The 26,820-nt window shown below is 39.5% G+C and carries 22 protein-coding genes; 13 read left to right on the plus strand and 9 right to left on the minus strand.

Annotation, left to right across the window (positions count from 1 at the left end; genetic code table 11):
• Positions 1 to 7 precede the first annotated feature (7 nt).
• Together PLE33_04540 and PLE33_04545 are read right to left on the minus strand one after the other, a co-directional pair.
• Positions 8 to 460, minus strand: a complete 453-nt coding sequence (locus PLE33_04540) for a hypothetical protein (GenBank protein HPS60510.1) — start codon at positions 458 to 460, stop codon at positions 8 to 10.
• A 31-nt stretch (positions 461 to 491) separates the two neighbouring features.
• Positions 492 to 929 carry a hypothetical protein gene (locus tag PLE33_04545; protein ID HPS60511.1) on the minus strand — a complete coding sequence of 146 codons (438 nt, stop codon included), beginning with the start codon at positions 927 to 929 and terminating at the stop codon, positions 492 to 494.
• Between the two features lie 266 nt (positions 930 to 1,195).
• On the opposite strand from PLE33_04545, the gene PLE33_04550 reads away from it, so the two are divergent.
• The 4 genes from PLE33_04550 to PLE33_04565 all read left to right on the plus strand — a co-directional run bounded on the left by PLE33_04550 (position 1,196) and on the right by PLE33_04565 (position 5,081).
• On the plus strand, positions 1,196 to 1,705 hold the full coding sequence (locus PLE33_04550) for a hypothetical protein (protein HPS60512.1): 510 nt from the start codon (positions 1,196 to 1,198) through the stop codon (positions 1,703 to 1,705).
• Positions 1,706 to 2,073: 368 nt separating this feature from the next.
• Positions 2,074 to 3,093, plus strand: coding sequence for a bifunctional DNA primase/polymerase (locus PLE33_04555; protein ID HPS60513.1), 1,020 nt, complete (start codon positions 2,074 to 2,076; stop codon positions 3,091 to 3,093).
• Positions 3,074 to 4,456 carry a DUF3987 domain-containing protein gene (locus PLE33_04560; GenBank protein HPS60514.1) on the plus strand — a complete coding sequence of 461 codons (1,383 nt, stop codon included), beginning with the start codon at positions 3,074 to 3,076 and terminating at the stop codon, positions 4,454 to 4,456. The genes PLE33_04555 and PLE33_04560 overlap by 20 nt, the downstream gene beginning before the upstream one ends.
• A 340-nt stretch (positions 4,457 to 4,796) precedes the next feature.
• On the plus strand, positions 4,797 to 5,081 hold the full coding sequence (locus PLE33_04565) for a hypothetical protein (GenBank protein HPS60515.1): 285 nt from the start codon (positions 4,797 to 4,799) through the stop codon (positions 5,079 to 5,081).
• Positions 5,082 to 5,321: 240 nt separating this feature from the next.
• Here the strand turns inward: PLE33_04565 and PLE33_04570 are convergent, their stop codons facing one another.
• The gene (locus PLE33_04570) at positions 5,322 to 5,480 is read right to left on the minus strand and encodes a hypothetical protein (protein HPS60516.1); all 159 of its coding nucleotides are present in this window, start codon (positions 5,478 to 5,480) and stop codon (positions 5,322 to 5,324) included.
• Positions 5,481 to 5,559: 79 nt separating this feature from the next.
• On the opposite strand from PLE33_04570, the gene PLE33_04575 reads away from it, so the two are divergent.
• Together PLE33_04575 and PLE33_04580 are read left to right on the plus strand one after the other, a co-directional pair.
• The gene (locus PLE33_04575) at positions 5,560 to 8,631 is read left to right on the plus strand and encodes a site-specific DNA-methyltransferase (protein ID HPS60517.1); all 3,072 of its coding nucleotides are present in this window, start codon (positions 5,560 to 5,562) and stop codon (positions 8,629 to 8,631) included.
• A gap of 6 nt (positions 8,632 to 8,637) precedes the next feature.
• On the plus strand, positions 8,638 to 11,760 hold the full coding sequence (locus tag PLE33_04580; GenBank protein HPS60518.1) for a DEAD/DEAH box helicase family protein: 3,123 nt from the start codon (positions 8,638 to 8,640) through the stop codon (positions 11,758 to 11,760).
• 53 nt (positions 11,761 to 11,813) lie between these two features.
• Here the strand turns inward: PLE33_04580 and PLE33_04585 are convergent, their stop codons facing one another.
• Both PLE33_04585 and PLE33_04590 read right to left on the minus strand, forming a co-directional pair.
• Complete coding sequence (locus PLE33_04585; GenBank protein HPS60519.1) at positions 11,814 to 12,197, minus strand: hypothetical protein; 384 nt, start codon at positions 12,195 to 12,197, stop codon at positions 11,814 to 11,816.
• A 301-nt stretch (positions 12,198 to 12,498) separates the two neighbouring features.
• Complete coding sequence (locus tag PLE33_04590; GenBank protein ID HPS60520.1) at positions 12,499 to 14,151, minus strand: SBBP repeat-containing protein; 1,653 nt, start codon at positions 14,149 to 14,151, stop codon at positions 12,499 to 12,501.
• A 519-nt stretch (positions 14,152 to 14,670) separates the two neighbouring features.
• On the opposite strand from PLE33_04590, the gene PLE33_04595 reads away from it, so the two are divergent.
• Positions 14,671 to 16,749 (plus strand): FAD-dependent oxidoreductase, encoded by a 2,079-nt coding sequence (locus PLE33_04595; protein ID HPS60521.1) that lies wholly within the window; start codon positions 14,671 to 14,673, stop codon positions 16,747 to 16,749.
• Entirely contained in the window at positions 16,746 to 17,900 is a 1,155-nt protein-coding gene (locus tag PLE33_04600; protein HPS60522.1) for an FAD-dependent oxidoreductase, read from the plus strand. The genes PLE33_04595 and PLE33_04600 overlap by 4 nt, the downstream gene beginning before the upstream one ends.
• Positions 17,901 to 18,413: 513 nt before the next feature.
• On the opposite strand, the gene PLE33_04605 is transcribed toward PLE33_04600, so the two are convergent.
• The 4 genes from PLE33_04605 to PLE33_04620 all read right to left on the minus strand — a co-directional run bounded on the left by PLE33_04605 (position 18,414) and on the right by PLE33_04620 (position 22,261).
• Complete coding sequence (locus PLE33_04605; protein ID HPS60523.1) at positions 18,414 to 19,061, minus strand: HAD-IA family hydrolase; 648 nt, start codon at positions 19,059 to 19,061, stop codon at positions 18,414 to 18,416.
• A complete protein-coding gene (gene rsmI / locus PLE33_04610) occupies positions 19,058 to 19,963 on the minus strand; it encodes a 16S rRNA (cytidine(1402)-2'-O)-methyltransferase (protein HPS60524.1) in 906 nt (301 codons plus the stop codon). Before rsmI ends, PLE33_04605 begins: the two co-directional genes overlap by 4 nt.
• Before the next feature lie 13 nt (positions 19,964 to 19,976).
• Positions 19,977 to 21,167, minus strand: a complete 1,191-nt coding sequence (gene kbl, locus PLE33_04615) for a glycine C-acetyltransferase (GenBank protein ID HPS60525.1) — start codon at positions 21,165 to 21,167, stop codon at positions 19,977 to 19,979.
• 365 nt (positions 21,168 to 21,532) lie between these two features.
• A complete protein-coding gene (locus PLE33_04620) occupies positions 21,533 to 22,261 on the minus strand; it encodes an XRE family transcriptional regulator (GenBank protein ID HPS60526.1) in 729 nt (242 codons plus the stop codon).
• A gap of 513 nt (positions 22,262 to 22,774) precedes the next feature.
• Between PLE33_04620 and PLE33_04625 the strand changes: the two genes are divergently transcribed.
• The 5 genes from PLE33_04625 to PLE33_04645 form a co-directional block, all read left to right on the plus strand.
• A complete protein-coding gene (locus PLE33_04625; protein HPS60527.1) occupies positions 22,775 to 23,101 on the plus strand; it encodes a hypothetical protein in 327 nt (108 codons plus the stop codon).
• Entirely contained in the window at positions 23,088 to 25,151 is a 2,064-nt protein-coding gene (locus tag PLE33_04630) for a transposase family protein (protein HPS60528.1), read from the plus strand. The genes PLE33_04625 and PLE33_04630 overlap by 14 nt, the downstream gene beginning before the upstream one ends.
• 10 nt (positions 25,152 to 25,161) lie before the next feature.
• Positions 25,162 to 25,860 (plus strand): ATP-binding protein, encoded by a 699-nt coding sequence (locus tag PLE33_04635; GenBank protein ID HPS60529.1) that lies wholly within the window; start codon positions 25,162 to 25,164, stop codon positions 25,858 to 25,860.
• Between the two features lie 7 nt (positions 25,861 to 25,867).
• Positions 25,868 to 26,404 carry a hypothetical protein gene (locus tag PLE33_04640; GenBank protein ID HPS60530.1) on the plus strand — a complete coding sequence of 179 codons (537 nt, stop codon included), beginning with the start codon at positions 25,868 to 25,870 and terminating at the stop codon, positions 26,402 to 26,404.
• A 16-nt stretch (positions 26,405 to 26,420) separates the two neighbouring features.
• The coding region (locus PLE33_04645; GenBank protein HPS60531.1) for a hypothetical protein at positions 26,421 to 26,820 on the plus strand (400 nt) is incomplete at its 3' end.

The following is a 26,820-nucleotide window of genomic DNA, read 5'->3' on the forward strand; positions in this document are numbered from 1 at the left end:
TCTTGTTTTACATATTCGCTGTTAGCGTTTCTACACCAGGCACATTTTCCATAAATCCGTTAGTTACAGCGGCAGCGATGGATATAATGTCATCGCCAACGGTTTGCAAATCGGTGTAGGTTAAGCTTGTAAGGTCAATGTGTTCCGGGTCTGCTTTAGCGAACTGGAACATCATTTTTACCCACAGCGCATAGCTTGTAGCTGGAAGTTTACCTTTGGGTGTTAAGACGGAATGCAAAGATGCATATTGTTTCAGTTCAATTTTGTAATTTGCCGAAACATTTCCGTAAATAACAGCCAGATTCTTCATCTTACTGCCAGTTAAACTGTTTTGGTCGGTAAGCCGAGGAACTACATACTTGCGTGCAATACACACGCGGTTTTTGAAGTATGAACCAAAGGTTAACTCATCCAGAGTTCCACTATAGGTTCCAATGCCGTACTTGAATTTGACTTTCATAATAGAAAGCCCTCCTTATATTTATTGGGGTTTAAATTTCCTGCGTCAACTTTTCGTATCCGTCAACCTCGCGCAATAATCCTGCTTCAATAGCGTCTTTAACGCATTTGCAGGGTAGGTTGTCGGAAGTAATTTGTTCTCTGCTAAGGGTTAATAAATCAACTGCCGGATTGTGCTTTGCCAATTTATACATCAGAGTTAGATAAACATTTTGCCAGCTCATATAATGCTTTTCGCCAGGGGAATAGTCATATAGTGCGATATAAACTCGCAGGTCTTTGATAAATCCATCCGATGGATTCAACTTCTTCAAATTACGGGAAATTGTTCCTAAACGCCGGTTCGCTGCCGTTGTTTTAGGTTTCACCCATTTCCGAGCTATCATCTTGCCTAAGCGTTTGTTGTAATAATAAACCATTCCCTCAGAGCTACCGCAGAAGAGTAATTCAAATTTGGATTCTACAATCATAATTATGTCCTCATATATATACGCCGGAAATTTAGCCACCTTTCTCTAAATTTTTTTTCTCCCTGATTTCCCAGATTTCGCAGATTCCTTCCTCATTAAAGCATCCACTTTTTTTTGTTAAGTAAAACCAATCTCTTATTACCTTATGTTACAACCCTACTATTTATTTTGAAATTATGCATTAATATATAAGATTATACTTGACAAAACATCTGCTATCATATATGTATATCATTATATTAATTACTTAGAAGAGGTAAACTACGATGAACAGTAACGAACCCGTTAAAACACTCCTGAACAACTACCCTAACTATAAGGGTAGCAAGGTGATAGACCTGCTGTATGCCTATCCCGATACTCCGCTTCCGGCTTCCGATATGGAATTAGCAGTTAATCTGCAAATCCCTCCCGAGTTTATATTCCATAATCGCTATCACTTTGCTCCTATTCAGATGACCGATACTAAGACCTTAAGAACCATAGATAAGCGTCTGAACCATCTTTTAGAACTGAAGGCATTTAATGCCACGAACGAATATGACGAAGAAATTCAAGCCCTTATCCGTTACCGTAAGGAAACCACTCTCCCTACAGGTAAAATAAAGTGCTTTAACGATGAAGATTCTCGTGCCTACGACCGTTTGCGTAAAGATATAGACACCCTGCTGAAACAAGCCGAAAAAGATGGCTACAGCGAAGCAGTGGCAATTGTAAAACGCTGTTTACGCCGGGGTTTAACAATGTGTTGGAATAATAAACCTGTTGAAGCTTAAAGCAGTCATAATTCATAACTCCTTTAAGTTTAATAAGATAGAATAGATATTATGGGTATGAGTAAGAGTGATATTAAATTCTAAGTATAAATCAAATAAAAAATTAAAAAAAATGAAAATAATACTTGACATAACTATGGCAACTATTTTTAAGGTTGAGAATATATGAATAGAGTGAATTCAAAGAGCCAGAGATTGGAATATAAATGAATATATATATTCCAGGTAATATTAGTATAGGAGGTAACAAAATTAAAAAGTTATCGCTAACAAGAGAAAACCCTGTTTTTCTCAAAAGGAGTTTAGAATGGAAATGGACAATATGGCAAATTTTAGTGACCAGGAGATATTTAAGGATGGAAAATTATATGAACAAAGTAAAAGCAACAGCTCATTCGCACACCGGCGATAAGCCAATAGGTGTAAACAATTCGGAACACAGCCAGGCAGTTGTTTCCGTGAATTTACCTAATGCTTGGCTCTATTATGATAAGTTGGGATTTAAAATGGTTCCGCTTACTTTGAAATTGGTAAACGGCAAAAAAGTAGTTATGAATATGCCGCGTTGGAAGAAACAAGCGTTAGCTTCCGCATCAATTAAACCACGCCATAACGCGCTTGCCATCATCACCGGTGAAGAGTCGCAACTGATGGTCATTGACATTGATATAACCGGGACTTCCCTTTCCGCTGCGCTGACTGAATATGGGCTGGAGATAGCCAATTATTGCTATGCTCTTACTCCTTCGGGAGGTTTGCATATCTATCTCAATTGGTCAAATGATGAATTCTGGAAAAAGCGTTATCAGCGTAAAACCCTCACCACTACAAACAGGAAAATAGGTATTGATATCCGAGCTGAAGGAGGACTCATTTTTGCCCCGCCTTCCATTGTAGAAGGAGGTGGAAATTATCAATGGATAAATATACCTGTTAACAGAAGAGATTTGGATTATGACATAAATAAGCTTATTCCGCTTATGGATGCTATATTTGGATATAATTCTAATCCATCCCCTTTGGCACCCGCTATGAAAGAAATAACTTATCCTATTGCTGAAAATGATTATCATCTTAATCAACAAGATGATTACGAAAGAGCCGAATGTTTAATCAGACAACTATACGGCACTAATATTGATTATAAAGATTGGATTAGAATGGGTTTTGCCCTGAAAAATAAATTTGGAAACAGTGGCTTAACCCTTTGGCTGTTATTTGCTGATAATTATGCCTATCAGGATACTATTCCTGAACTTACCCAAAAATGGAATACTTTTCCCGCATATAATTCAGTCGAATTCGGAACCTTTATTTATCTATCAACTAAATACATAAAAAATAACAAAATAATTACAGGAGTAAAAAATGTTATCAACTCAAACTGAAATCCAAGAACCAATCAATGTCCCAACCCTAACCACCCCACCTGATACAGGCAAAATAGAACAGATAGACAATCTAAATGTAGAAATGCTGCCTGATTTTTTGAAACAATACTTAGATAATGCTACAAAAAGATGCAATGCTTATCCTCTGGCTTTGTTAGCTTCTTTTTTACCTGTTATCTCTGTATCTCTTGGCAATAAGGTGTATATTACTAATAATAATAATAAAATCTATCCTAATTTATGGGTTCTTTTAATAGGACCTTCAGGACAATCAATGAAGAGTACTGCTATGAATATGGCTTTATCTTATCTTGAACCATATATTAGTAAATTAAGCGAAACAGATTATGAGAGGTTATGTCCTACTATAGGTAAAGTTACACCTGTTAAACTTGGTTCTATGTTAAAAGAAAATCCTGCCCGACTATTAGTATTTAATGAATTTGGGGAATTTATAGAAACCGCTAATTCTAAAAACAATAAAGGAATGATACAAACCCTGACTGATGTTTATGATAGTAATAAATACTCATATTATTCTATGAAACATAGCATTGATGCTAAAAATTGTACTTTGTCATTATCGGGCTGTTCAACTCCAGGATATATACAAAAAAGCTTTAAAACAGCTTTCGACCAGAAATCAGGTTTTTTACAAAGGTTCATTTATGTTGTTATTCCACCTTCCGATGAAAGCGATATTATAACGAATAATAATATTTCTTCTGATAAAGATGAACCTTATGATTATAATAAAATCTTTGAATTATTTAGAAAAATACCAGGGTCATTTGAAATAAAATTCAGTGATGAAGCACGGGAATTTATTAATGATTATGTAAAAAGCAAACAACAAGAGATTACAAATGAATATGGAACTGATGCTTGGTCTTTTGTAATAAGAATATATGCTCAGATTTTATTGAAATTATGTATAATCTATATTATGATGGAAAACATAGATAAATTAGCAAATGCCATTGAGAAAAACGAATGTAAAGAATTTTTCTTTTCTTTACAAATTAGCCAGGATATGGTATGCAAAGCATTAGCATTATGTGATTACTTCGTGAACAATACAATAAAATTCATCAATATCATTGAATCTGGAAACCTTGAAAACGAATTAAAAACTGTGGAAAAACTATTACTGTTCAAAGATTACACAGCATCGCACTCTGAGTTGTTGAGAAGGACACATCTTAAAGGCAATGTTTTCTCCAAAGCAATTAGCACATTAAATCAGCAAAAAAATATTACAATAAAAGAAGTAAAACTTAAAGGGGGAAAATCGAAAAAAATATATCATCTGAACCCCTGTGCATTGGATTATTATGACCTTTATAATAAATCTTACTGATAATATACTAAGATAAAAATAGCCCTTCCTTTTTTGAGAAGGGCATTTTTTTTCTCTCAGTTTTAGTCATAGTAATATATAATATACTGATATATCGTCTAATTTATTGAAATCAATTTCAGCTGTAAAAAAAACTTATTTAGATACCTTCGGGGTTTTGCCTAAAATAAATTTGCCTATGCGTTTGTTCGGATAGTTAAATTTGGCTTTTTTTTTGCATTTAGTGGGATTACTATTACATAAATTCACAGCATAGTTCACATTTGTAAATATTGTGTATTTTATTGTTATTTAATAACTTATAAAGTGATTAAGGATAAATTCACACTTTTAGGTATATATGTATATTATACTATATCTATCTATATATCCTCATATTGTGAATCTATCTGATTTTATATATGCAAACTATTGTTACTGTGTGTTTTATAAATTAACTGCTGTTTGTGAATTTATCTCAGTAATTAGCATAATTCATTGCTATTATGTAGGTTATAAATTCACTGATGTTTGTGAATTTATTCCCAAACCCTCTCTGCCTGCGGTCGCCTTTGTGCAGGACTATTTCATTCCTGTTTCCGAATTTATTCACAAACCCTCTCTGCCTGCGGTTGCCTTTGTGTAGGATTTATCATATTTAGTATTTAAATAATGCACTCTTTTACTTCCCTACTGCACACTCAAATGCCGCTAATATGTCTGTTTATACACACTAAAACTAAGTTTGAGAACTCTTCAATACACTGTTCATATACAGACAACCCTCCAGCTGGGAAGCAGTGTACCGGCGCTCGCTGTAGCGCCGAATAAAAACGGCGGAACGGTGTCCGCCGGTACCAAGAACAGCATCCTCCGACTACACAAGCTATTCCATACCTATTAAATTTTCTAAATTTTCTAAATTTTCTAAATTTTCTAAATTTTCTAAATTTTCTAAATCTTCTAAATCCTCTAAATCCTGAAATCCTGAAATCCTTGTTACTAAAATAATATCTGTGTTATCCGTGTAATCTGTGAGAGACAAAACGAAGAAAAGAACTTGACAAAATAGAGCTGTAAAATAGGAAAGAAAAATGTCTATGCCGCAAACAAAAACAAAGTAATTGATTAAGACAGAAGCAGGTATTATTTTATTAAAAAGCAGTGGATATTATTGCATAACCAAAAGAGAGGTTAATATGGACAGTGTAGAAAAATTTCAAGGATTACTAAAAGGGCTTTTTCAATTTGAAACATCGGATTTGGATTTTGGTATTTACCGTATTTTGAATTACAAAAGAGACAGAATTAAAAAGTTTATTGAAGAAGACCTCGTTAAGCGAGTGGAAGATTCCTTTGCCAAATACAAAAACGATATAGATAGCAATCTGGATGAACAAATTGGAAAGAGAAAGGCAGAGATAATTAAAAATTTGGGGCAAAATTCCTTTACACCGGCAGGCGAAATAATAGAAAATTATAAAAATGCACCTTTAGCAATAGAATACACAGATTTACTTGAGCGCAAAAAGGAGATAGAACAAATTGAGGACATCCAAAATCAAGCGTTTAATGACCTGTTTAATTTCTTTTCACGCTATTATGAAGAAGGTGATTTTGTCCCTCAATACCGCTATTCCAATAAAAAACACAAATATGCCATTCCTTATGACGGGGAAGAAGTAAAACTATACTGGGCAAATTATGACCAGTATTACACCAAAACCGGTGTGCTCTTTCGGGATTACACTTTTAAGGCATTAAATTATAGAGTTATTTTTCGCATAGTAGCCGCTAAAGAAGAATTGGGCTCCAAAAAAGCAACTAAAGAAAGATTCTTTGTTTTGGATGAGGAAAATCCCTGGCAGTTACAGTATAATAATCTGCTTATCCACTTTCAATATAGAGAATTATCGGATGAGGAAGTTAAGCATTACCAAGTTGAAGGAGGCAGCAATTCTTCCAAACAGGTAAATATCAATAACCAGAACAATAATACTATTATAGAAGGCATAAAAGATATTTACCTAACTAACCATTTACAAGACGAATACAATAAAATTGTAGAAATACTAATCACTCAGCTAAATAGATTTACATCCAAAAACACTAAGGATTATTTCATTCACAAAGACCTTGAGGACTTTCTCTCCTCCCAACTGGAATACTTCATTAAGGACGAAGTTCTGAATATAGATACCATGGAGCAGGCAAAATTTCTGGATAAACATATCACCCGAGCCAAAGTGGTTAGAGATATAGGAACAGATATAATTGACTTCCTGGCTCAAATAGAGAACTTCCAAAAACGCCTGTGGGAAAAGAAAAAATTCGTTTTAAGCACCAATTATGTTATCTCTTTGGATAGAATCTGCCAATACACGGATAAGGAATTCCTCACCTCTACTATAAAGGAAATCCTGAAAAACCAAAAACAACTGCAAGAATGGGAAGAACTCGGCTTCGGCAAAATAGAAAAAGAAGCAGACCTCTACTTTAGAAAGGACTTAATTGATACCGAATATAAAAAATTACCTCTGGATACAAAATACTTCAGCCCTACTTTCCAAGACACACTTCTGGAAAAATTGACCGAACATATAGACCTGAATGAACTATTGGATGGCTTACTTATCAAAAGCGAGAACTGGCAAGCTCTGAATACTATCTTACCCAAATTTAAAGAACAAATTCAAACCATCTATATAGACCCTCCCTTTAATAAAGAACAAGACGCCGATTACCTTTACAATGTTAAATATAAGGACTCTACCTGGGCAAGTTTATTAGAAAATAGATTGTCCTTAGCAAAAAATATTATGAAAGACAGCGCAAGTATCTTTGTGCGTTGTGACTATAATGGTAATTGGGTATTAAGACCGGTTATGAATTACATATTTTATGAAGATAACTTTAGGAATGAGATTATTGTAAATAAATCAGTAAGGATGAAAACAGAAGGTAAAGTACTACTCTCTTGGCATGATGTTATATTATGTTATTGTAAAAATTCTAATAATGTATTTTTTTGTCATATAACGGAAAATAGGGAAAAACAAGAATGGAGAGCATTGGACATGGAAGGCGAAAAATGGGATATAGTACCTAATGATATGATTAATATGTTCTCCCCCAATAATTTAAAGTATGATGAAAAAGGAAATGTATTGTCTAGGGCAAAAATAATTTTAGGAAAAGAAATTATACCTAGACAAGGCAGGAGATTTCCTAACCAGGTAATAATTAACAAAATGGAAAATGATGGATTACTAAGATATAGTTCCCGAGGAAATCCTCAGATGTTAAAACCTGACATTATATATCTTACAGATGACTGGACAGGTTTTTATGGATATTCATTTAATTGGGATTTCCCCACAGAGAATTCAGAGATACTATTAAAGCGAGTTATAGAGTCCACTTCAGATGAAAGAAACATAGTGATGGATTTCTTTCTCGGTTCAGGAACCACGACAGCTGTAGCACAAAAATTAGGAAGAAAATGGATAGGTATAGAAATGGGAGAGCATTTTGGAAGCATAATTTTGCCCAGAATGAAGAAGGTTTTGTTTTATGATAAATCGGGTATTTCCAAAGAAAAAGATGTTCAAGATAAATATAACGAGAAGCAAGCCGGAGGGTTCTTTCAATATCAGGTATTAGAACAATATGAGGATACGCTGGATAATTTGGAGATTAGGGAAGAAGAGAGTGAGCAATTTGATTGGTATAATAGTGATGAATATTTAGTTAAATACTTTATAGATTTGGAAACCCGGGAAAATAACAGTTTATTGAATATTGAAGCATTGAAGACGCCTTTTTCCTATAAGCTGAAAGTGAATTTGGAAGAAGTAGGTGAACCGCAGGAAGTGATAGTAGATTTACCTGAGACCTTCAATTATCTTTTGGGTTTGAAGGTTAAGAAAACGAAGGTGCGTCATCAAGGCAGAAAATATTTATTTATAGCAGGAGAAAAGGAAAGCAAGAACATAGCGGTGGTCTGGAGGGATTATAGTGACAATTGGACAGAAAAGGACTATAATGCGGACAGGGATTTCATTATGGAGCAATTGCAAGATTGGCAACCGGATATTGTGTATATTAATGGACAAAGTAATTTAATACCTGTCTATAAAGATTTAAGTATCTCAATTCGCTCTACGGATGTTGAATTTAAGCGGTTGATGGGATAAAAGAAAATGAAAATAGAAAAGTATCTGGTCTTGAATAAATATCTGCTCTCGCTTTGGGGAGTAAGCGAATTTCAGGAATTACAGGATAAGCTCAAAGACATTTCTGATACAAGTAATAAAGAGATAGACAGCTATTTAAATATACTTCTTTCTTATTTCGGCAACAAGATAGATGAGGCAAATCAGAATATTATAACTAAAGATAAGTTGGAGCTGTATGCTGAGAATATAACGGATTATTTGCGGCAGATAAATAGTCATCGGGAACCGATTAGATTAAAGTATTTTCAATATTTGGCAGTGCTCTTTACAGAAATCGTTTTAGATAATCTGAAAAACAATCAGTTAAACTTTATCTATTACTTAAATGAATTTTTACACCACTATAAAGCAGAAAATAGAGTAGAATTATTAGACGATTTTATAGAGGATGACCTGAAAAAGATAGCTTACTGGATGGCAACCGGCTCAGGAAAGACCTTGATTATGCACATAAACTATTATCAGTTTTTGCATTATAAGCTTTTTTCTCCTGATAGCATTCTGCTGATTACTCCCAATGAAGGACTTTCCAAACAGCACTATGAAGAACTGGAAAAAAGCGGGATTCCCTGTCGTCTCTATTCCGAAAATTTCTATTCTTCAAATAGCTTCAAAACCAGGGATGAAGTTCTGGTAATTGAAATGACCAAATTGGTGGAAACAAAAAAGGGAGGGGGAGTAACTATTTCCATTAATGCTTTTGAGGGTCAGAACTTAATATTTGTAGATGAAGGACATAAAGGGCAAAAGGCAGAAGAACAAAAATGGGCAACTTTAAGAAAACAACTGGCTGAAAAGGGAATGGTTTTTGAATATAGTGCCACCTTCGGACAAATACTAGGTGAGAAAAATAAAGCTACCTTAAAGGAATATGCCAAAGCAATTATTTTTGATTATTCTTACAAATACTTCTATCAGGATGGCTATGGCAAGGACTTTTCCGTGCTAAACGCTAAAAATATTAAAATAGATGAAAACCGATTTCAGGAAACGATGTTTTTAGCCAATTTACTTGATTTCTATGAACAACTGCTTATTTTTGAAGAGAAAAAAGAGAGTGCCAAGCGAAAAAATCTGGAAAAACCCTTGTGGATTTTTGTAGGAACAACGGTTTCCGGTAGCGCAGAAGAATCCGATGTAGTCCAAATTGTCAGCTTTTTGAATAAAGTTATAAAAGAACCGGATTGGGTAAATAGCAAGCTGACAGCTATTTTAACGGGAAAAGCGGAATTTAAAAATGAAAGCGGAGAAGACATCTTTGCTAAGAAGTTTTCCTATATAAGAAAGAAGGGGGTAATTATAGATGACTTGTTTGCTAAGCTTTTTGGCGGAAAAGGCGGTTTTGGTATATACGAATTGAAAAGCGCTAAAGGTGAATTTGGTTTAAAGACGGGAGAAAATAAATACTTTGGAGTTATCAATATTGGCGATACTTCCAGTTTTAAGAAGCAACTGGAGAAAATAGGGCTTGCGGTGGAAACAGACGCTATTTCGGAATCACTGTTTGACCATATTAAGGAGTTTGATTCTTCCGTTAATATTCTTATTGGCTCCAAGAAATTTATTGAGGGCTGGGATACCTGGAGAGTATCATCAATGGGATTGCTGAATATAGGAACAGGTCAAGGACCACAAATTATTCAGCTCTTTGGCAGAGGAGTGCGTTTGAAAGGTGAAAATATGTCCCTGAAACGCAGTATGGATAAGGATTTGTCTCAGCTGGAAAGGTTAAATATATACGGCATTAGAGCTGATTATCTGAGCTCTTTTTTAGAGGCACTTAGTAAAGAAGAAGTGGACTTGGAAACCATAGAAATACCTGTGCAACCCCGCTATGAAGAAAAATGGGAAACCCTTTATACTCTGGCAAAGGAGAATGTGGATTTTAACAATGATGTGGTTTTATTTATGGAAGAAGCAGAGAAATTTTCCGTTACCCTAAACAAGATGCCCACATTATCAGCTCACCAAAGCGAAGAACGCAATACACAAGGTATAGTTACTTCCAACATCCCTCTTAATACAACCGGTCTTACGCTGGCAAATAATGAAGAAAAAAGGAAAAAGCTAAATCTCTTGTTTGATTGGGATAACATCTTACTGGACTTATACGAATTTAAGCTGGAACGAGGATACTGGAATTTGATTTTGGACAGAGAGATTATTCAACACTTTCTGTTTTATTCCGATAGATATGAAATATTAATAACTCCGGAAACTTTGGAAGTTAACACGATTAAAGATGTAAAAAGATTGGAAAATATAGCTCTCCAATTGCTGAAAAGATACATTGACCAATACTATACCTTTCACTTAAAGAGTTACGAAAAGAATCATTTATGCTATGCACCGCTCACAGAGGAATCAGCTTTAAGCATTTTTGCCAAACCTAACGACGGATATAACTATACTATTCAAATAAGCAATAGTAAAGATAATCAGGAACTGATAAGTAAAATTAAGGCATTGGCACAAGATTTGGATAGGTTATTCCTTGAAAAGGATGTAAAAGATGAACTTCCCAGAGTTTACTTTGATAGACACCTCTATTTGCCAATCCTGCTTAACAATAAGAATATTAACAAAATGCATCCGGAAGGTCTGGTAGAAAGCGAAAAAAACTTCCTAAACGGGTTGAATGTTTACTTGTCATCAAAGAAAACTGAATTTAACGATAAGGAAATATACCTGCTGCGAAATTATCCCAAGTCAGGTGTCGGTTTCTTCAATCTTAGCAGTTTCTATCCCGATTTTATTATGTGGGTAAAATATCAAAATAAACAGATAATTGCCTTTCTTGACCCTAAGGGCTTGGAACATCAAAAAAGCTTGGACTCGGAAAAAGTGCAATTGCACAAAAATATTAAAGAAATAGAAAAAAATATCGGAAATAAAGACATAATTCTGGAGTCCTTTATTCTTTCTATTACTCCTTATAATACATTAATTCAAGGTTTGGTAAATCCCATAAAAAAAGATGTATATGAAAGTAATCATATTCTTTTTTTACTTCCAAATAATATGGAATGGCAAAATCAATTATTTGGTATTCTGAGAAAGAGTTACATCGCAAATATTAGCCAATAAGATATATATTATGCTACCGGTAGGTGAATGCTATATTAACCCGCTTTGTGCATTTATTTAATGGGACGCAATAGACCGGTAAACTTAATTTCCCTATTTTCTGCCACTGCTTGTCTCAGATTTTCTTTTACTAATTCCAATCCTTTTGAGGTGGGAAAAATATAAGTAGTATCGTGGTTACAGAGATGGAGTTTCTTTATCTGTTCTTCCTCCGGTAAAAATTCATCAGGATAATCCTCGGGTTGTTCATCCAGATTGAAAATCACATTTATATATCCGTCCTTTACTAAAATCTTTAATAAATCGGATATCGTTCCGAAACCATAATTAAAAACAGGATATAAGGAATGAAATTTAATTCCTTTCTCTTGTTCCTTATATATTATCATAATAATAAGCAACAATTCGTCGCAGAGTGCTTTGGTCTTTTCATCCATTTTTTTCCTCTTTTCTTTACCGATAACTCAATAATTCGTATATAATTATCCTGTAAAGTGAAGATAATTTTTTTGTCAATCTAAATATGGTTACTTTTGGGCAGAGAGCGAAGAGCGGATGGCTATTGGAAATCGGGAAAGTAACAAGAAAAAGAAACTCAGGTCTTATTGTACCGGCGCTCTTTGTACCGGCGCTCGCTGTAGCGCCGAATAAAAAACGGCGGAACAGCGTCCGCCGGTACCAAAAACGGCGGAACGGCGTCCGCCGGTACTAAAAACGGCTACCTCCGGCTACCTATCTTTATTTTAATAGCACTGCTTTCTTGGTGTAAATCTCCTTTCCTGCCCGCATTTTGATGTAATAAATACCGGAACTGCAGAGGCAGCCATTATTATCCTCTCCTTCCCAAGTTAGTTTATAACTACCCTGCTTTTTATACCCCAATGCAAAACTACGCACTAATTGCCCCCGATTATTGTAAACTTCAATTTTCACATCTGCGGGCATACTTATTTCATAGTCAATAGTTGTAAGGGGATTAAACGGATTAGGATAGATAGAACAAATGCCGTTAAAGGGTATAATATCAGGTAAATTTATACTATTTACTTCTCCTAATTTAGCTACAAATATGTCATAACCACCACTGCTCGTCAATGGTGTAGTGCCAAAAGTAGCACTTTCCATAAAAAAACCTGTAACATAGCTGCTTCCGTTAGCATCAACAGCAATGCCATAGCCAAAATCAAAACTTGTTCCCCCGGTTTGCTTTGCCCAGAGCCAGTTACCGTTGCTGTTCAGCTTGGCAACAAAGATATCGCTTTCACCACTACTGGTCAATGTTGTAGCTCCGAAGGTAGCACTATATTCAAAATAACCGGTAACATAGCTATTTCCATTTGCATCAACAGCAATGCTATTGCCAAAATCATAATATGTTCCCCCAGCTTGCTTTGCCCAGAGCCAGTTACCGTTGCTATCCAGCTTAGCAATAAAGATATCTTCTGAACCACTACTGGTCAATGTTGTAGTACCTAAAGTGGCACTTTCTTTAAAACTACCGGTAACATATATGTTTCCGTTGGCATCAACAGCAACGCTAAAGCCACTATCATAATCTGTTCCCCCGGCTTGTTGAGCCCAGAGCCAGTTACCGCTAATGTCCATCTTGGCAACAAAGATGTCTCCTTCGCCACTGCTGGTCAATGTTGTAGTTCCGAAAGTAGCACTAGCAGAAAAATCACCGGTAACATAGCTGTTTCCGTTGGTATCAACAGCAATGCTAACACCTTCATCATAACTTGTTCCACCAGCTTGTTTTGCCCAAAGCCAGTTACCATTGCTATCCAGCTTGGCAACAAAGATATCATTCCCCCCACTGCTGGTTAAAGTAATAGTTCCGAAAGTAGCACTTTCTTGATAAAAACCTGTTACATAGCTGTTCCCGTTGGAATCAACAGCAACGCCAATGCCCCATTCTTCACTGGTTCCCCCTGCTTGCTTTACCCAGAGCCAATTACCGTTACTATCCAGCTTGGCAATATAGATGTCGGAATATCCACTACTAATTAAGTTAGTATCTCCAAAATTAGCATTACTAAAAAAATATCCTGTAACATAGCTGTTTCCGTTAGCATCAACAGCAATACTCATTCCCTCATCATAATCTGTTCCCCCGGCTTGCTTAGCCCAGAGCCAGTTACCGTTACTATCCATCTTGGCAACAAAAATGTCTTCATATCCACTGTTAGTTAAAGTAGTAGTACCAAAGGTAATGCTACTACTTTTAAAATAACCAGTAACATAGCTGTTTCGGTTGGAATCAATAGCAATGCCATAACTATAATCATCATCTGTTCCCCCGGCTTGTATTGCCCAGTGCCAATCCTCGTTTTGGGCAAAGAGTGCTAAAGAACAGAGAACTAAGATTAAAAGTAAAAATGTCTTTTTCACGGTATCCTCCCGTATATTTTTATATTTCTATTTGGTTTTAGAAAAACAAAGGAATAAATAATGTCCATTTTTGCACGGTAAATATAGTTCAATATAGCTGGGTTTGTTATGATATGCATTTTCGTTTCAACTCCTTTCTTACTTTTTTCTTTTATATATTTTGTTCAAAACCTGTCAATCTCTTTTTTGGTTTTTCCGAGGAGCTTTTGTTGTACCGGCGCTCTTTGTACCGGCGCTCGCTGTAGCGCCGAATCGGCGGAACAGCGTCCGCCGGTACATACCCACCGGTACTAAAAACGGCGGAACGGCGTCCGCCGGTACATCCCCGCCGGTACACAACTCGGTGGATTCTGAGGCAATATATCGTTAAAAGTAATAGTTATCTATTCACAATTCCTGCTTGACAAATAGACGAATAAAAAATTTGAGGGAAGATAAATAATATTAATCAAGGAAAGGGAAGATGCTTAAGGTATAAATAGAAGTACCTATCTTCCTAAGGAAAGGAGTTTTACTTTGTTGGCAGATAACAATCGTATTGCCATTCATCCTATATTGCCGATTCCTGAAAGAGACGAGGTTTCTTTTTACTGGAATGGACAAAAACTAAAGGCAAAGAGAGGGGAAATGATTGCCTCAGCTCTTATTGCCAATGGTATATCCATTTTTGGCCACCATCACAAAGATGGAAGTGCACAAGGTATTTTTTGTGCTAATGGACAGTGTTCTCAATGCAGTGTAATTGCTAATGGGGTAGCCGTAAAATCCTGTATGACTGCAGTTAGTGAAAATATGATTGTGCAGTCGCTGGAAGGGCTACCTATTCTCCCTGCAGAAGATGAACCTATAAATTTTGAGCCCCTTGAGTATGTTAAGACCGATGTTCTTATTATTGGGGGAGGTCCTGCAGGGCTTTCTGCTGCTATTGAACTGGGCAAACAAAACATCCCGACATTGCTGATTGATGACAAAAATGCCTTGGGAGGAAAGCTGGTTCTGCAAACACATAAGTTCTTTGGTTCGCAGGAAGATAGCAGTGCCGGAACAAGGGGGAATGATATTGGCAGAAACCTTGCTGCAGAGGTGGCAAAATACAACAGTATTGAGGTCTGGTTAAATAGCACAGCCGTCTTCGTTTTCAGCGATAAAAAAGTTGGCATTTTAAAAGACGGTGTCTATAAAATTGTTGAGCCCCAGCGCATTTTAAACACCGCGGGAGCAAGAGAAAAATTCTTAAGGTTTCCCGGGAACAATTTAGCCCGAATATATGGAGCGGGAGCTTTTCAGACATTGGTAAATAGAGACCTGGTGCGTCCTACAAAGCGTCTTTTTATAATCGGAGGAGGCAATGTTGGTTTAATTGCCGGTTACCATTCTTTGCAGGCAGGAATTGAAGTTGTCGGTTTAGCTGAAGCGATGCCTGTTTGCGGGGGTTATAAAGTTCATTCCGATAAACTCAGAAGATTTGGCATTCCTATATATACTTCTCATTCTATTCTTTGCGCTAACGGCAAAGAAACAGTAGAAAGCATTACTATAGCGCAAATAGATAAGAATTTTCAGCCCCTGCCGGGCACGGAAAAGACCTTTGCCTGTGATACTATTTTAATAGCTGTGGGCTTAAATCCCGTAAATGAATTTACCTGGGAAGCACAAGAAGCAGGAATTCCTGTAGAAGCAGCAGGTGATGCCTTAGAAATTGCAGAAGCAAGTTCGGCAATGTTTAACGGTAAAATAGCCGGGGTAAAAATCGTAGCAGAACTGCAAGGAACTAAAGAAAATCCTATTCCCGCAGAGTGGTATGCCAAAGCCGAGGAACTGAAATCTCCCCCTGGAAAAATAAAGAATTATCAGACCCCGGAAAAAGAAGAAGGGGTCTTCCCTATTCTCCATTGTTTACAGGAAATCCCCTGTAATCCTTGCACTACCGTTTGTCCTACGAATAGTATTAAAACTGAAGATGGTTCACTGATGGCTGTTCCTGTTTACAACGGTGCCTGCATTGGTTGTGGCAAATGCCTGTTGATATGTCCTGGATTAGCCATAACCTTAGTGGACTACCGAAAAGACAAAGAAAACCCTACTGTAAGCATTGTTTATGAAGTGGCTAACTATCCTGTGAAGATAGGCGATAAAAAAATCCTGAACGATATAGATGCCAATGAATTAGGTGAATATGCTATAACCGCTGTGCAGGATTTTCCCCAATTGCATACTCAGATTGTAAAGTTTCAAGTTCCTAAGGCAATAGCCAAGAAAGTAGCTGGTTTCAGAATTCAGGATAAGAAGGTGTCTATACCTTTGGAAAAACCGGTTATTTTGGAAAAGACCTCTGATGAAGCAATGATTTGTTTGTGCGAAAGAGTAAGCGTAAAACAAGTGCGAGCGTTAATTAAAAAAGGTATCACCGATTTGAATCTGATAAAAGCTATTACCAGAGCAGGAATGGGGCCTTGCGGTTCTAAAACCTGCGAGGTCTTAATTAAGAGATTACTACGCGAAGAAGGCATCCCCGAAAAGGAAGTTGTTCCTAATACAAAAAGGCCTCTGTTTTTGGAAATCCCCTTAGAAAAATTTCCCGACGGGAGTGCAAAATGAATAAGATTTATGATGTAATCGTAATTGGAGCCGGTTCCATCGGTTTGCCAACTGCTTATAATTTAGCAAAGGCAGGAAGGAAGGTTTTAGTAATTGAGCCAGAACATAGCCCCGGACAAGGAAACAATAAAAAAGCTATTGGAGGCGTGCGAGCTACTCATTCTGATTTAGGTAAAATAAATGTCTGCCTGCGTTCCATTGAAATACTAAAAAACTGGCAGGAAGAAACGGGCGATGATATTGGCTGGCTTTCCAATGGCTATAGCTATCCTGCTTATAACGAAAAAGATGCTTTAGCGCTGCAAGACCTGATGCAGATTCAACTTAGTTTCGGGCTTAATATTCAATGGCTAAGCCCGGATGAATATAGCGAAATAGTTCCCGGTATTCTGAAAGAGGGTTTACAGGGTTCTACATTTTCTCCGGAAGATGGTTCCTGTTCACCTTTACTCGTTTCTGCTTCCTATTTTGAGCATTGCCAGAAAGCCGGGGTGGACTTCCATTTCCAGGAACGAGTTACCGGATTTGATATTAAAAACTATAACATCAATCAAGTTATAACCGATAAAGGTATTTATTCCTCCGCTAAAGTTGTTAACGCAGCAGGAGGATATGCTCGGGATATTGGACAACTGGCTAATATTGATTTACCTGTTTTTCCGGAAAATCACGAAGCAGGTATTACTGAACCGGTAGAAAGGTTTTTTGGGCCAATGGTTATAGATATGCGTTTAGCACCTGGTAGTGCCAATTTCTATTTCTACCAGAATAGTGAAGGTCAAATTGTTTTCTGTATAACTCCCGACCCCCCTGTTGCCGGTATTAATATGCGTTCCACTTCTGTGTTTTTACCAATGTGCAGTAAAAGAATGCTGACAATTTATCCTCGCCTGCGCAATTTAAAAGTTCGTAGAACCTGGAGAGGACAGTATCCTATGACTCCAGATGGATTTCCTGTAGTGGGAATTATGGAACAGGCAGAGAATTTGGTTAACGCAGTTGGAATGTGTGGCCAGGGATTTATGCTTGGTCCCGGAATGGGAGAACTGGTTACCAGAATTTGTTTGGAAAATATTACGGATAAAGACAGAAAGATATTAGAAAGCTTTGATACATATAGACAGTTTACTAACCAGGAAGCGTTTAAATAGATATATTACCAAGAGAAAAAGAGGTTTATTTAGCCACCGAATATTTCTTAACCACTGAGGACACTGAGGACACTGAAAAGTAATTTCTTTTCACAAAGAGGTTATTTAGCTACCGAACACACCGAACACACCGAAAGGAAAATTTCTTTTTCACAAAGAGGTTTATTTAGCCACCGAACACACCGAATTCACCGAAAGGAAAATTTCTTTTCACAAAGAGGTTTATTTAGCCACCGAACGCACCGAATTCACCGAAAGGAAAATTTCTTTTCACAAAGAGGAAAAGAGAGAAAGAGGATTAGAATATAATTTCTATATCTTCATGCCCTCAGTGTCCTCAGTGTCCTCAGTGTCCTCAGTGGTTAAAATATATTCGGTGTGTTCGGTGGCTTCGGTGGCTAAAATATATTCGGTGTTTTCGGTGTGTTCGGTGGCTAAAAAATTTTCAGTGTCCTCAGTGTCCTCAGTGGTTAAGAAATTTTCGGTGTGTTCGGTGGCTAAAATATACCCTTTTCACTTCTCCTGTTCATCTGTTAACCGACTAACAATCTCTACTATTTCTTTCGGTTTATTTACAATGTAGTCCGGATGATAACTTTCCAGAAAATCAGCGGTATGAAACCCCCAGGTAACAGCAATACTTTTTAGTCCGCATTTATGGGCTGCTTCTATATCTCTAACTTCATCTCCTATATAGATTACAGCATCAGAAGTAAGTTGGTGTTTTTTCAGGCGTTTTTTTATATCTTTGGCTTTATTGAGGATGCCGGAAGTCCCTTCAATCCACAGAAAAGAATTCAATTTGTAGCTCTTTAGAAATATATCCACATTTTCTTTAGTATTAGAGCTGAGAAGAGCCATTGGTATTGCTTTAGAGGTAAATTCATTAAGCATTTCTACAATTCCAGCACAGGGTTCAAGTTCAGCAATAAGGCGTTTGTATTCTTTAATTGCCAGCGTAACTATTTTGGGAATTTTGTAAAAAGGTATTTTTGTTTCAGCGGCTATTTTATGCCAGGTTAAAGAGCGAAAGTGCTGAATATCGTTTTCGGTAAAAGTTGGGAAACCAAACTGAGGAGCAAGTTTATTGGCGATTTTTAATCCCAGTTGAATTGAATCCGCTATAGTGCCGTCAAAATCAAAGAGCAGAAAGGGTTTCATTCCTTCAACTCTTTCTTAGTTCTTATCACCAGTTGGTAAGCATCTCTTGCCGAAAGTGAAGACATCAGACATACCATTCTGCTTATCTCTCTGGTTTTTATGCCAAAACCCAAAGCACTGGTAATATAATCAATCAGTTCGTTTTCCGATAAATCATCGCTTTCTGTTTCACCTTCACCTTGAATTGTCTGTCCATCCAAAACCAGGCAGAATTCACCTTTAATTACCAGCGACGGATTATTGTTAAATTCCTCCAAAGTAGTATAAATATGCTCCTCGTGGAGCTTACTTAATTCTCGGCAGATACATATTTTTCTGTTTCCGCAGGCAGAATACAATTCACTAAGTAATTTCAAAATCCGATGGGGTGCTTCATAAATTACAGTTGTATAGGGATATTCAGATATTTGTTGCAAATTTTCTCTTCTGTTTTTGGGCTGCTGCGGTAAAAAACCTACAAATTGAAACTGCCTGGTAGTAAAACCGGAAACACTTAAAGCAGGTAAAACAGCACTTGCTCCCGGCAAAGCAAAGACCTTTATACCTTTGGCAATTGCTTCTTTCACAATATGTTCTGCAGGGTCACTAATAGCTGGACTTCCAGCATCGGAAACAATCATTAAGTCCTTACCGCTTTCCAAATGCTTAAATAGAAATCCTTCTCGCTGCTTTTCATTGAATTTATGAAAGCTCATCAATTTGGGTGTAGGAATTTCGTAGCGTTGCAAAAGGAAAGCTGTAACTCTGGTATCTTCACAGGCAATAAGTTCCGCTTTTTTTAGCAGTTCCAATGCCCGCAAAGTAATATCGCCCAAATTTCCTATCGGCACAGGTATCAGGTAAATATCACCATAAGTCATAATAATAAAAAAAGTAAGTGCCGGTAAACAACATACCGGCACTATCAATAAATGGTTAAATTAAACCGAGTTCTTTGCCTATCTTTTTAAAGGCAGCAATTGTGAAATCCAAATCTTCTTTACTATGCGCAGCAGAAAGTTGAACCCGAATACGTGCTTTGCCTTTAGGGACAACAGGATAAACAAAGCCAATTACATAAACTCCTTCTTCCAGAAGCATATCTGCCATCTTTATAGCCAAAGGTGCCTCATAAAGCATAATAGGAACGATGGCAGTGTTTCCTGGAACTATATCAAATCCAGCGGCAACCATCTCCTGGCGAAAATAAGTAGCATTATCCCAAACCTTATCTCTTAACTCATTGGAACGAGATAACATCTCTATCACTTTTAAAGTAGCTCCTACAATAGATGGAGCTAAAGTATTGGAAAACAAATATGGTCGGCTTCTCTGACGCAACAATTCAATGATTTCTTTACGCCCGGAAGTGCAACCACCGTTTGCTCCACCCAATGCTTTGCCAAAAGTTGTGGTTATAACATCAATTCTATCTGTAACCCCAAAATATTCGGGAGTGCCTCTTCCCGTTTTGCCAATATAACCTGTGGCATGGGAATCATCTACCATCACCAAAGCATCATATTTATCGGCAAGATTGCAAATTTCATCCAGTTTTGCCATATCGCCATCCATACTGAAAACACCATCAGTACAGATTAGACGATAAGTGCAATCTTTACTTTCCTTCAAGGCAATTTCCAATTCTTCCATATTGCTGTGTTTATAACGAAAGCGTTTCGCTTTACACATACGAACGCCATCAATAATAGAAGCATGATTCAATTCGTCAGAAATAACAGCACTATCTTCACCTAAAAGGGGCTCAAACAAACCGCCATTGGCATCAAAACAGGCAGCATAAAGGATAGTATCTTCCATTCCCAAAAACTTGGACATTGCATCTTCCAGCTTTTTATGAATTGCCTGAGTTCCACATATAAAACGCACAGAATTACATCCATAACCCCAATTGTTCATAATATCCTGAGCGGCTTTAATTACTTCGGAATTATTACCTAAACCAAGATAGTTATTGGCACAGAAATTTAGGGCTTCTTTTCCACCTTGAACACCAATTTTAGCACCTTGGGGAGTTGTTAAAATGCGTTCATCTTTGTAAAGTCCTTGTTCTTTGAGCTCTGTAAAGAGTTCTTGCAAATCGGATTTAATTTTTCCGTAAGCCATTTGATTCCTCACTTTATCATAATTACTTTCTATTTATATCCCAAATTCTGATTTCTCTCATTTCGTCAATGGAATTTATTTTCCTGTTACTTTTTTTTCATCTCTACCTCATTATTTCGCTATTTCGCTCTCGCACCATTGCCTAAGATTACTATTATAAATTCTCACCCAAATTTTCAAATCGATATCACTTGTCACAGAGGTCTTAACTGTTTATAGGGTGGAGAGATAGATAGGACTGGCTTTAGACTGTGTCACAGTGGTCTTTGGACGTTTTTGGACGTTTCGATATCACGATTCCTTCAATTTTGCCCTCAATTTAAGGTATTTTCAGAACATCAAATTTTTTGAAATAGTTTACAAATTTAATAGAGCCGTAACTGAAGTGCCAGGGGGCCGATCATCGTTAACCACTGACTCTGATCAGCGTCTATAAACTCGATCCGGTAGTCTTTATTGAGAGGTTGGAGGGCAACTCCCCTGCGGGCCTCATCATACTGTATCCTTTTCAGAGTAATGCCTGTCTCGTATCTGACGGCACAGATTTTCCCGTCCAAACCATCCCAGGTGATCTGCTTTTTGATGAGGACAATATCCCCGTGCAGGATCTGCGGCTCCATGCTTTGTCCATTGATTCGGAAGGCCACGTAGTTATCCGTGCCGAAGGGAATGTAGCGAGTGGGGACTTCGACTGATTCCGCCGGCTCCATATCCTCGGGAACTTCCATGGGTGATCCAGCGGATATTTCCGCTACGATCGGGAAGATTGAGGTACGCACGTAAGTGGTATCAAAATCATTCACTAAGACCGGTTTACCATCCACAATCTGGACTTTCTTGGTAGTCCTGACGTCATCTCCAAGCTCCCAGGGAGCCAGGATGAACATACTGCCTTCGCCTCTTAACAGCCAGTTCACATTCACTCCGGAATCGATCAATCTGGCCAAGAATTGAGGGTCGGGAAACCGCTCATTGTTCTTGTAACGGTCCAGAGAATTGGCAGAGATGCCAAACTTTTCGGTAAACTGGTACTGCTTCAATTTCATTGCTTTAATCAGCATTCCCAGCCTGCTGCCGATATCGTTAGGGTCCATTATTCCTCCTAAAAGGTCATTTTCTGCTTGACCTTTTGCCGTATGGGTAAGATTATGCATCCGTAGACAAGATAAATTGTCTATCTTTTTTGTCAATGCTTATTTATATAGTTGTGATTCGGCGGCGGATTCTTCCGCTCGTATCCAATAGATTTCATTAGCTGCCGGAAAGAGCAGAAAGGACTTCCCAAGTTATTGCGATGCAGTTATGTAGCGCCCAACAATAATATTAGGGAGGCGCTTATGAAAGCGACCAGTTACGAGCCAGGAGAAAGTAGGGTCAAGGACGACCTCTGTGACACACCGACCTCTGTGACAGGTGTCACACACCCCTCCAATCGGAGAAAAAAGCCGCCGATGCTGATCAGTAGATATGTTGAACGCTGTGACAGATCGCCAGGACAGAAAAAGGCTACCACTGTGACAGATTATCCGACCTCTGTGACACGCCACCGGAGTGGAAGTGTCACAGTGGTCTTACCGGTACCAGAGAATTATTGGCAGAGGCTGAACATGAGCAAGAACAAGATCAGGTCAGTCTGGCTGACCGTGGAGCGGGCGGCGGAGTTGATGAGCTGCTCCACCCGCACCGTATGGCGCTATATCAAGCGCAACCGAATCGAAGTGCACAAGCATCTGGTCGAGCAGGATGGCTACAAGGTTAGGAAGACCTTCCTGCTGACCGAGCCTTCCTTATATATCAAGGAGATGGCAGACTGCCAAGCCAGAAACCTGGTGCCTGCCGGCTTTATTGAGATCACTCTCAAGGTAGATGGCAAAGACCTGCACAGCGCTTTGATCTACAAATACAGCGAGGAGGACAAGCATGAGCATCTATGATGAGATTGATCCCCTGACCTACGCGGAGCTCTATCAGAGCATCTATCCTGATTGGAAGGGTAAGCAGGATTTGCTTAACCAGATTGGGAAAGACCAGGAGATTAAACCGAAACCTGAACCAGTGCCAGTTCCGACTGTCACAGAGGCTGATAGCAACATACTTGACGACAGTATCGTTCTGGAAGATGAGCCAAGCGCTCCCAGCGATCCTGAGGAGGAGTACATCGACTTTACTCCTCAAGAGCGGGTGCCAGTCAAATACGATCACGAAGCCAAGCTGCTGGGCTACTTCTGCACCACGGTGCTGGAACGGCTCCAGCATAGCGAGTCCAAAGGCCGGGAGTGGAAACTGCTCACTAAGGAATACAATAACGGTAGCCTGGCTCCGGAACTCTATGCTTTGAAAGGAAAACGCACCGAACGGGCCTTACGCCTCTGGCTGGAACGCTATGAACAGAGCAAGCAGGACATGTATGCTCTCCTGCATGGCAACCGCTATCAGAAACGGCAACGCAAGATCACCGAACTGGAAGGCAAGGTGCTGCTGGCAATCCTGCTGCATCCCAACCGGATCAGCATCGGCAGCGCTCTCAAGTTCCTGAAAGCCAAAGCCGAGTCCGGACTGATCGACTCACCCAGTTCAGTACCAACGCTTAGACGCTGGGTCGAAGAGTGGCGGGATGACAACCTGGCAATGTGGGAGCAGGCAAGGCAGGGCAGCAAGTTCGTAGCTGAGCACATCATCAAGACCATCCACCGGGATAGCAGACTATTGAGCGTAGGTGAAGTCTGGGTAGCCGATGGCCACACTCTGGCCTTCGATATCCTCAATCCCAAGACCGGGAAAGCACAACGCATGACTATGATCATGGTCTTCGACTGGGCATCCCGATACCCGGTGGGTGCCACTCTCGCCTTTACCGAGGACAGCCAGCACATCCAGGCTGCCTTCCGCAATGGCTTCCTCAACTGGGGAGCTCTGCCTCAGTATGTCTATCTCGATAATGGCAAAGCCTTCAAGAGCAAGCTGTTCCACGAGCAGTGGGAAGGGCATGACCTGGCTAAGGAATTAGGCGGCATCTTCCCCAAGTTAGGAATCAGAGCTCAGTTCGCCGAAAGCTACAATGCCAAGGCTAAGATCATCGAGCGGTTCTTCCGGACCTTCCAGGAGCAGTTTGAACGCTTCATCAGCAGCTTCCGGGGAGCCAATATAGCCGATAAACCTGCCACTCTGATGCGTAACGAGAAGTGGATCAAGAAGCTCTATACCTGCGAGCCGCCCACCACTGAAGAAGCGATGCAGATGATCGGCTACTATATCAGATACGTATATGGCATCACCCCTCACCGGGGATTGGATAACCGCAAACCCTGGGAGGTGTTCAACTCGGCTCCCAAACCTCAGGACAGGCTGGTCAATCCCTCTCAGCTCAACTTCATGATGCTGAGCGTAGAACGTAAAGCCATCCGCAACGAGGGCATCGTGCTGAACAAGTTGAAGTACTGGCATCCCGCCCTGGTCTTTCACATGGGTAAACCGGTAATAATCAGATACGATCTGGCGGATGCGAGATGGGTGCTGGTCTATGACGAGGCGGATGTCTTTATCTGCCAGGCTTCCCTGCGCCAGACCCAGCATCCGTTCATCCAGGCCGATCTGCAGAATAGCAAGTCGCATAAGGAGTACCGCCAGGAATATACCCAGATCAAGAAGCTGCAGCGGCTGACTGAACAGCGAACCCAGAGCTTCGTGCGCAGCAATCAGGAATCGGTGGATAAGTTGCTCAAGAGCTATATGAACGAGATCCCCGCTGAGAACAATCCTATCTTTCTGCAAGCACCTATGATCGAAGCTCCCGCCCCGGGTCCGGAAGAGGAGATTGCCAGGCTGGAACAGATAGTAATCGAACAGGAGAAAGCAATAGCCTCCAGCCAACCTGAACAGACCCACAACGATCAAAATCAAGCTGTTGCCGAAGGATCAAGCGAGTTCGATCCCTTCGACAATGAGGAGTTCAAGAAAATGCTCAAGACGATCGGAATCAAATAAGGAGGAATAGATGAAGCAAGGTAAACTTGTCCCGATCCACAATGTCCGGAAAGCCGATGAGTGCATCGACTTCCTGCTCAAACGACCTCGCCTGGAGATGGTGGGACTGGGCATGCTGTACGGCAGACCCGGCCTCGGCAAGACCACCTATGCCAGCCGTGCTGCCTATGCTCGTGGCTACGTGTATATCAGACTGGAAGCCACGACCACTCCCAAAACCTTCGCCAAGGAACTGCTCCAGAATCTATACAGAAGCCTGGGTATGGGTGATTATCTCCCCGTGGGTACTACCAACAACATCTACAAGCAATGTATCCAACTGCTCCTCGATAATGAGGATACCGTCATCATTATCGATGAGATCGACTACGCCTTCCGCTATCCCCAGTTACTCGGATCGGTTAGAGATCTGGTGGATGAGACATTCGCAGTGGTGATCCTGGTGGGCATGCAGAACGCCATGGATAGGCTTAACCAGATCAATGCTTACTACTTTGACCGCTGTAACTACTTCTACGAGTTCGAAGCGGTAAGCAAGGATGATATTAGAATGTTGGGCACCGAACTGATGAATATTCCCTGCCCGGAGTCCATGGTCAATTACATCCACTTCAACGCAGCCGGGAATCTGAGGAAAGCCATCAAGATCATGCACATGCTTGAAGTCAGAAGTAAAATCAATCCTATCCCAGCCATGAACCATATTTAGGGGCATTATGAACGAGCAAAGCATTATAATCGACCGCTTCGTAGACCGCTTCGTCAGCTACTTCAACTTAGATCTGATCTGTGAGTGCACCGGAGTAGACCGGGATGTGGTTCAGGAGCGCCTTAACCAACTCATTACAGGCAATGTGATCCGCAAGGTATCAAAATACGAGGATATCTATGTAACTAACCGGGGCCGCTATAATATCAATGTAGCAACCATTTACTGCGGCAACTGGGCATTCGACCTTAAAGCCTGCCAGGATATCTGCTTCCTGCTTGAAAAGAGCCAAATAAAGAGCATCCGACAATTGGCCTCCAAGATGCAGCGCAGCCGTCAGTGGGCCTTTAAGTACCTGGAGGCACTGATCTCAGTCGATGCGGTGGGTATATGTAAGTCAGGTTATTATACCAAGGACATAAGCATGATCTTCAAAGTTGGCTCGGTGATCAAGAAAGGCATCATTAGCGAGAAGCGGGCCGAGTGCGGCATCCAGCCTCAGAGACGCCGTAAGAAAACTACTAAAACTACTAACCACAAGTAAAGAGCGAGGGCATTCTATGACTCAGGAACAACGAGAACGAAAACTACGCCAAGAGATACATGGCCTGCGGGTCAAGAAGTTTCACTGGACCCTAAATGACTTCAAGTTCATCATCAAGGGCTTGGGCTATGGCGAATCACTTAGGGCTTTGCCGGAGGATCGCTTAACTGAATTAAAAGCACTTCTGCTCAAGTACCGTAAGCATGGCAGACCCCAGATCTTTACTTTCGACCGTCAGGGCAAGTATATGTTCTATCTCATGAAGACTGCGGGATGGACCGAGTCCCAGCTACGGGCATTTACCATCCAACACTATTCCAAAAGCCACTGGAACCTACTCAACAAGAAGGAACGCAGAGCGGTGATCGCAATGCTGCAGAACTACATCAAACAGAATGAAAAGAAAGCCAAAAATA

The sequence above is a fragment of the Candidatus Cloacimonas sp. genome, from assembly GCA_035403355.1.
In the GTDB taxonomy this organism is placed as follows: domain Bacteria; phylum Cloacimonadota; class Cloacimonadia; order Cloacimonadales; family Cloacimonadaceae; genus Cloacimonas.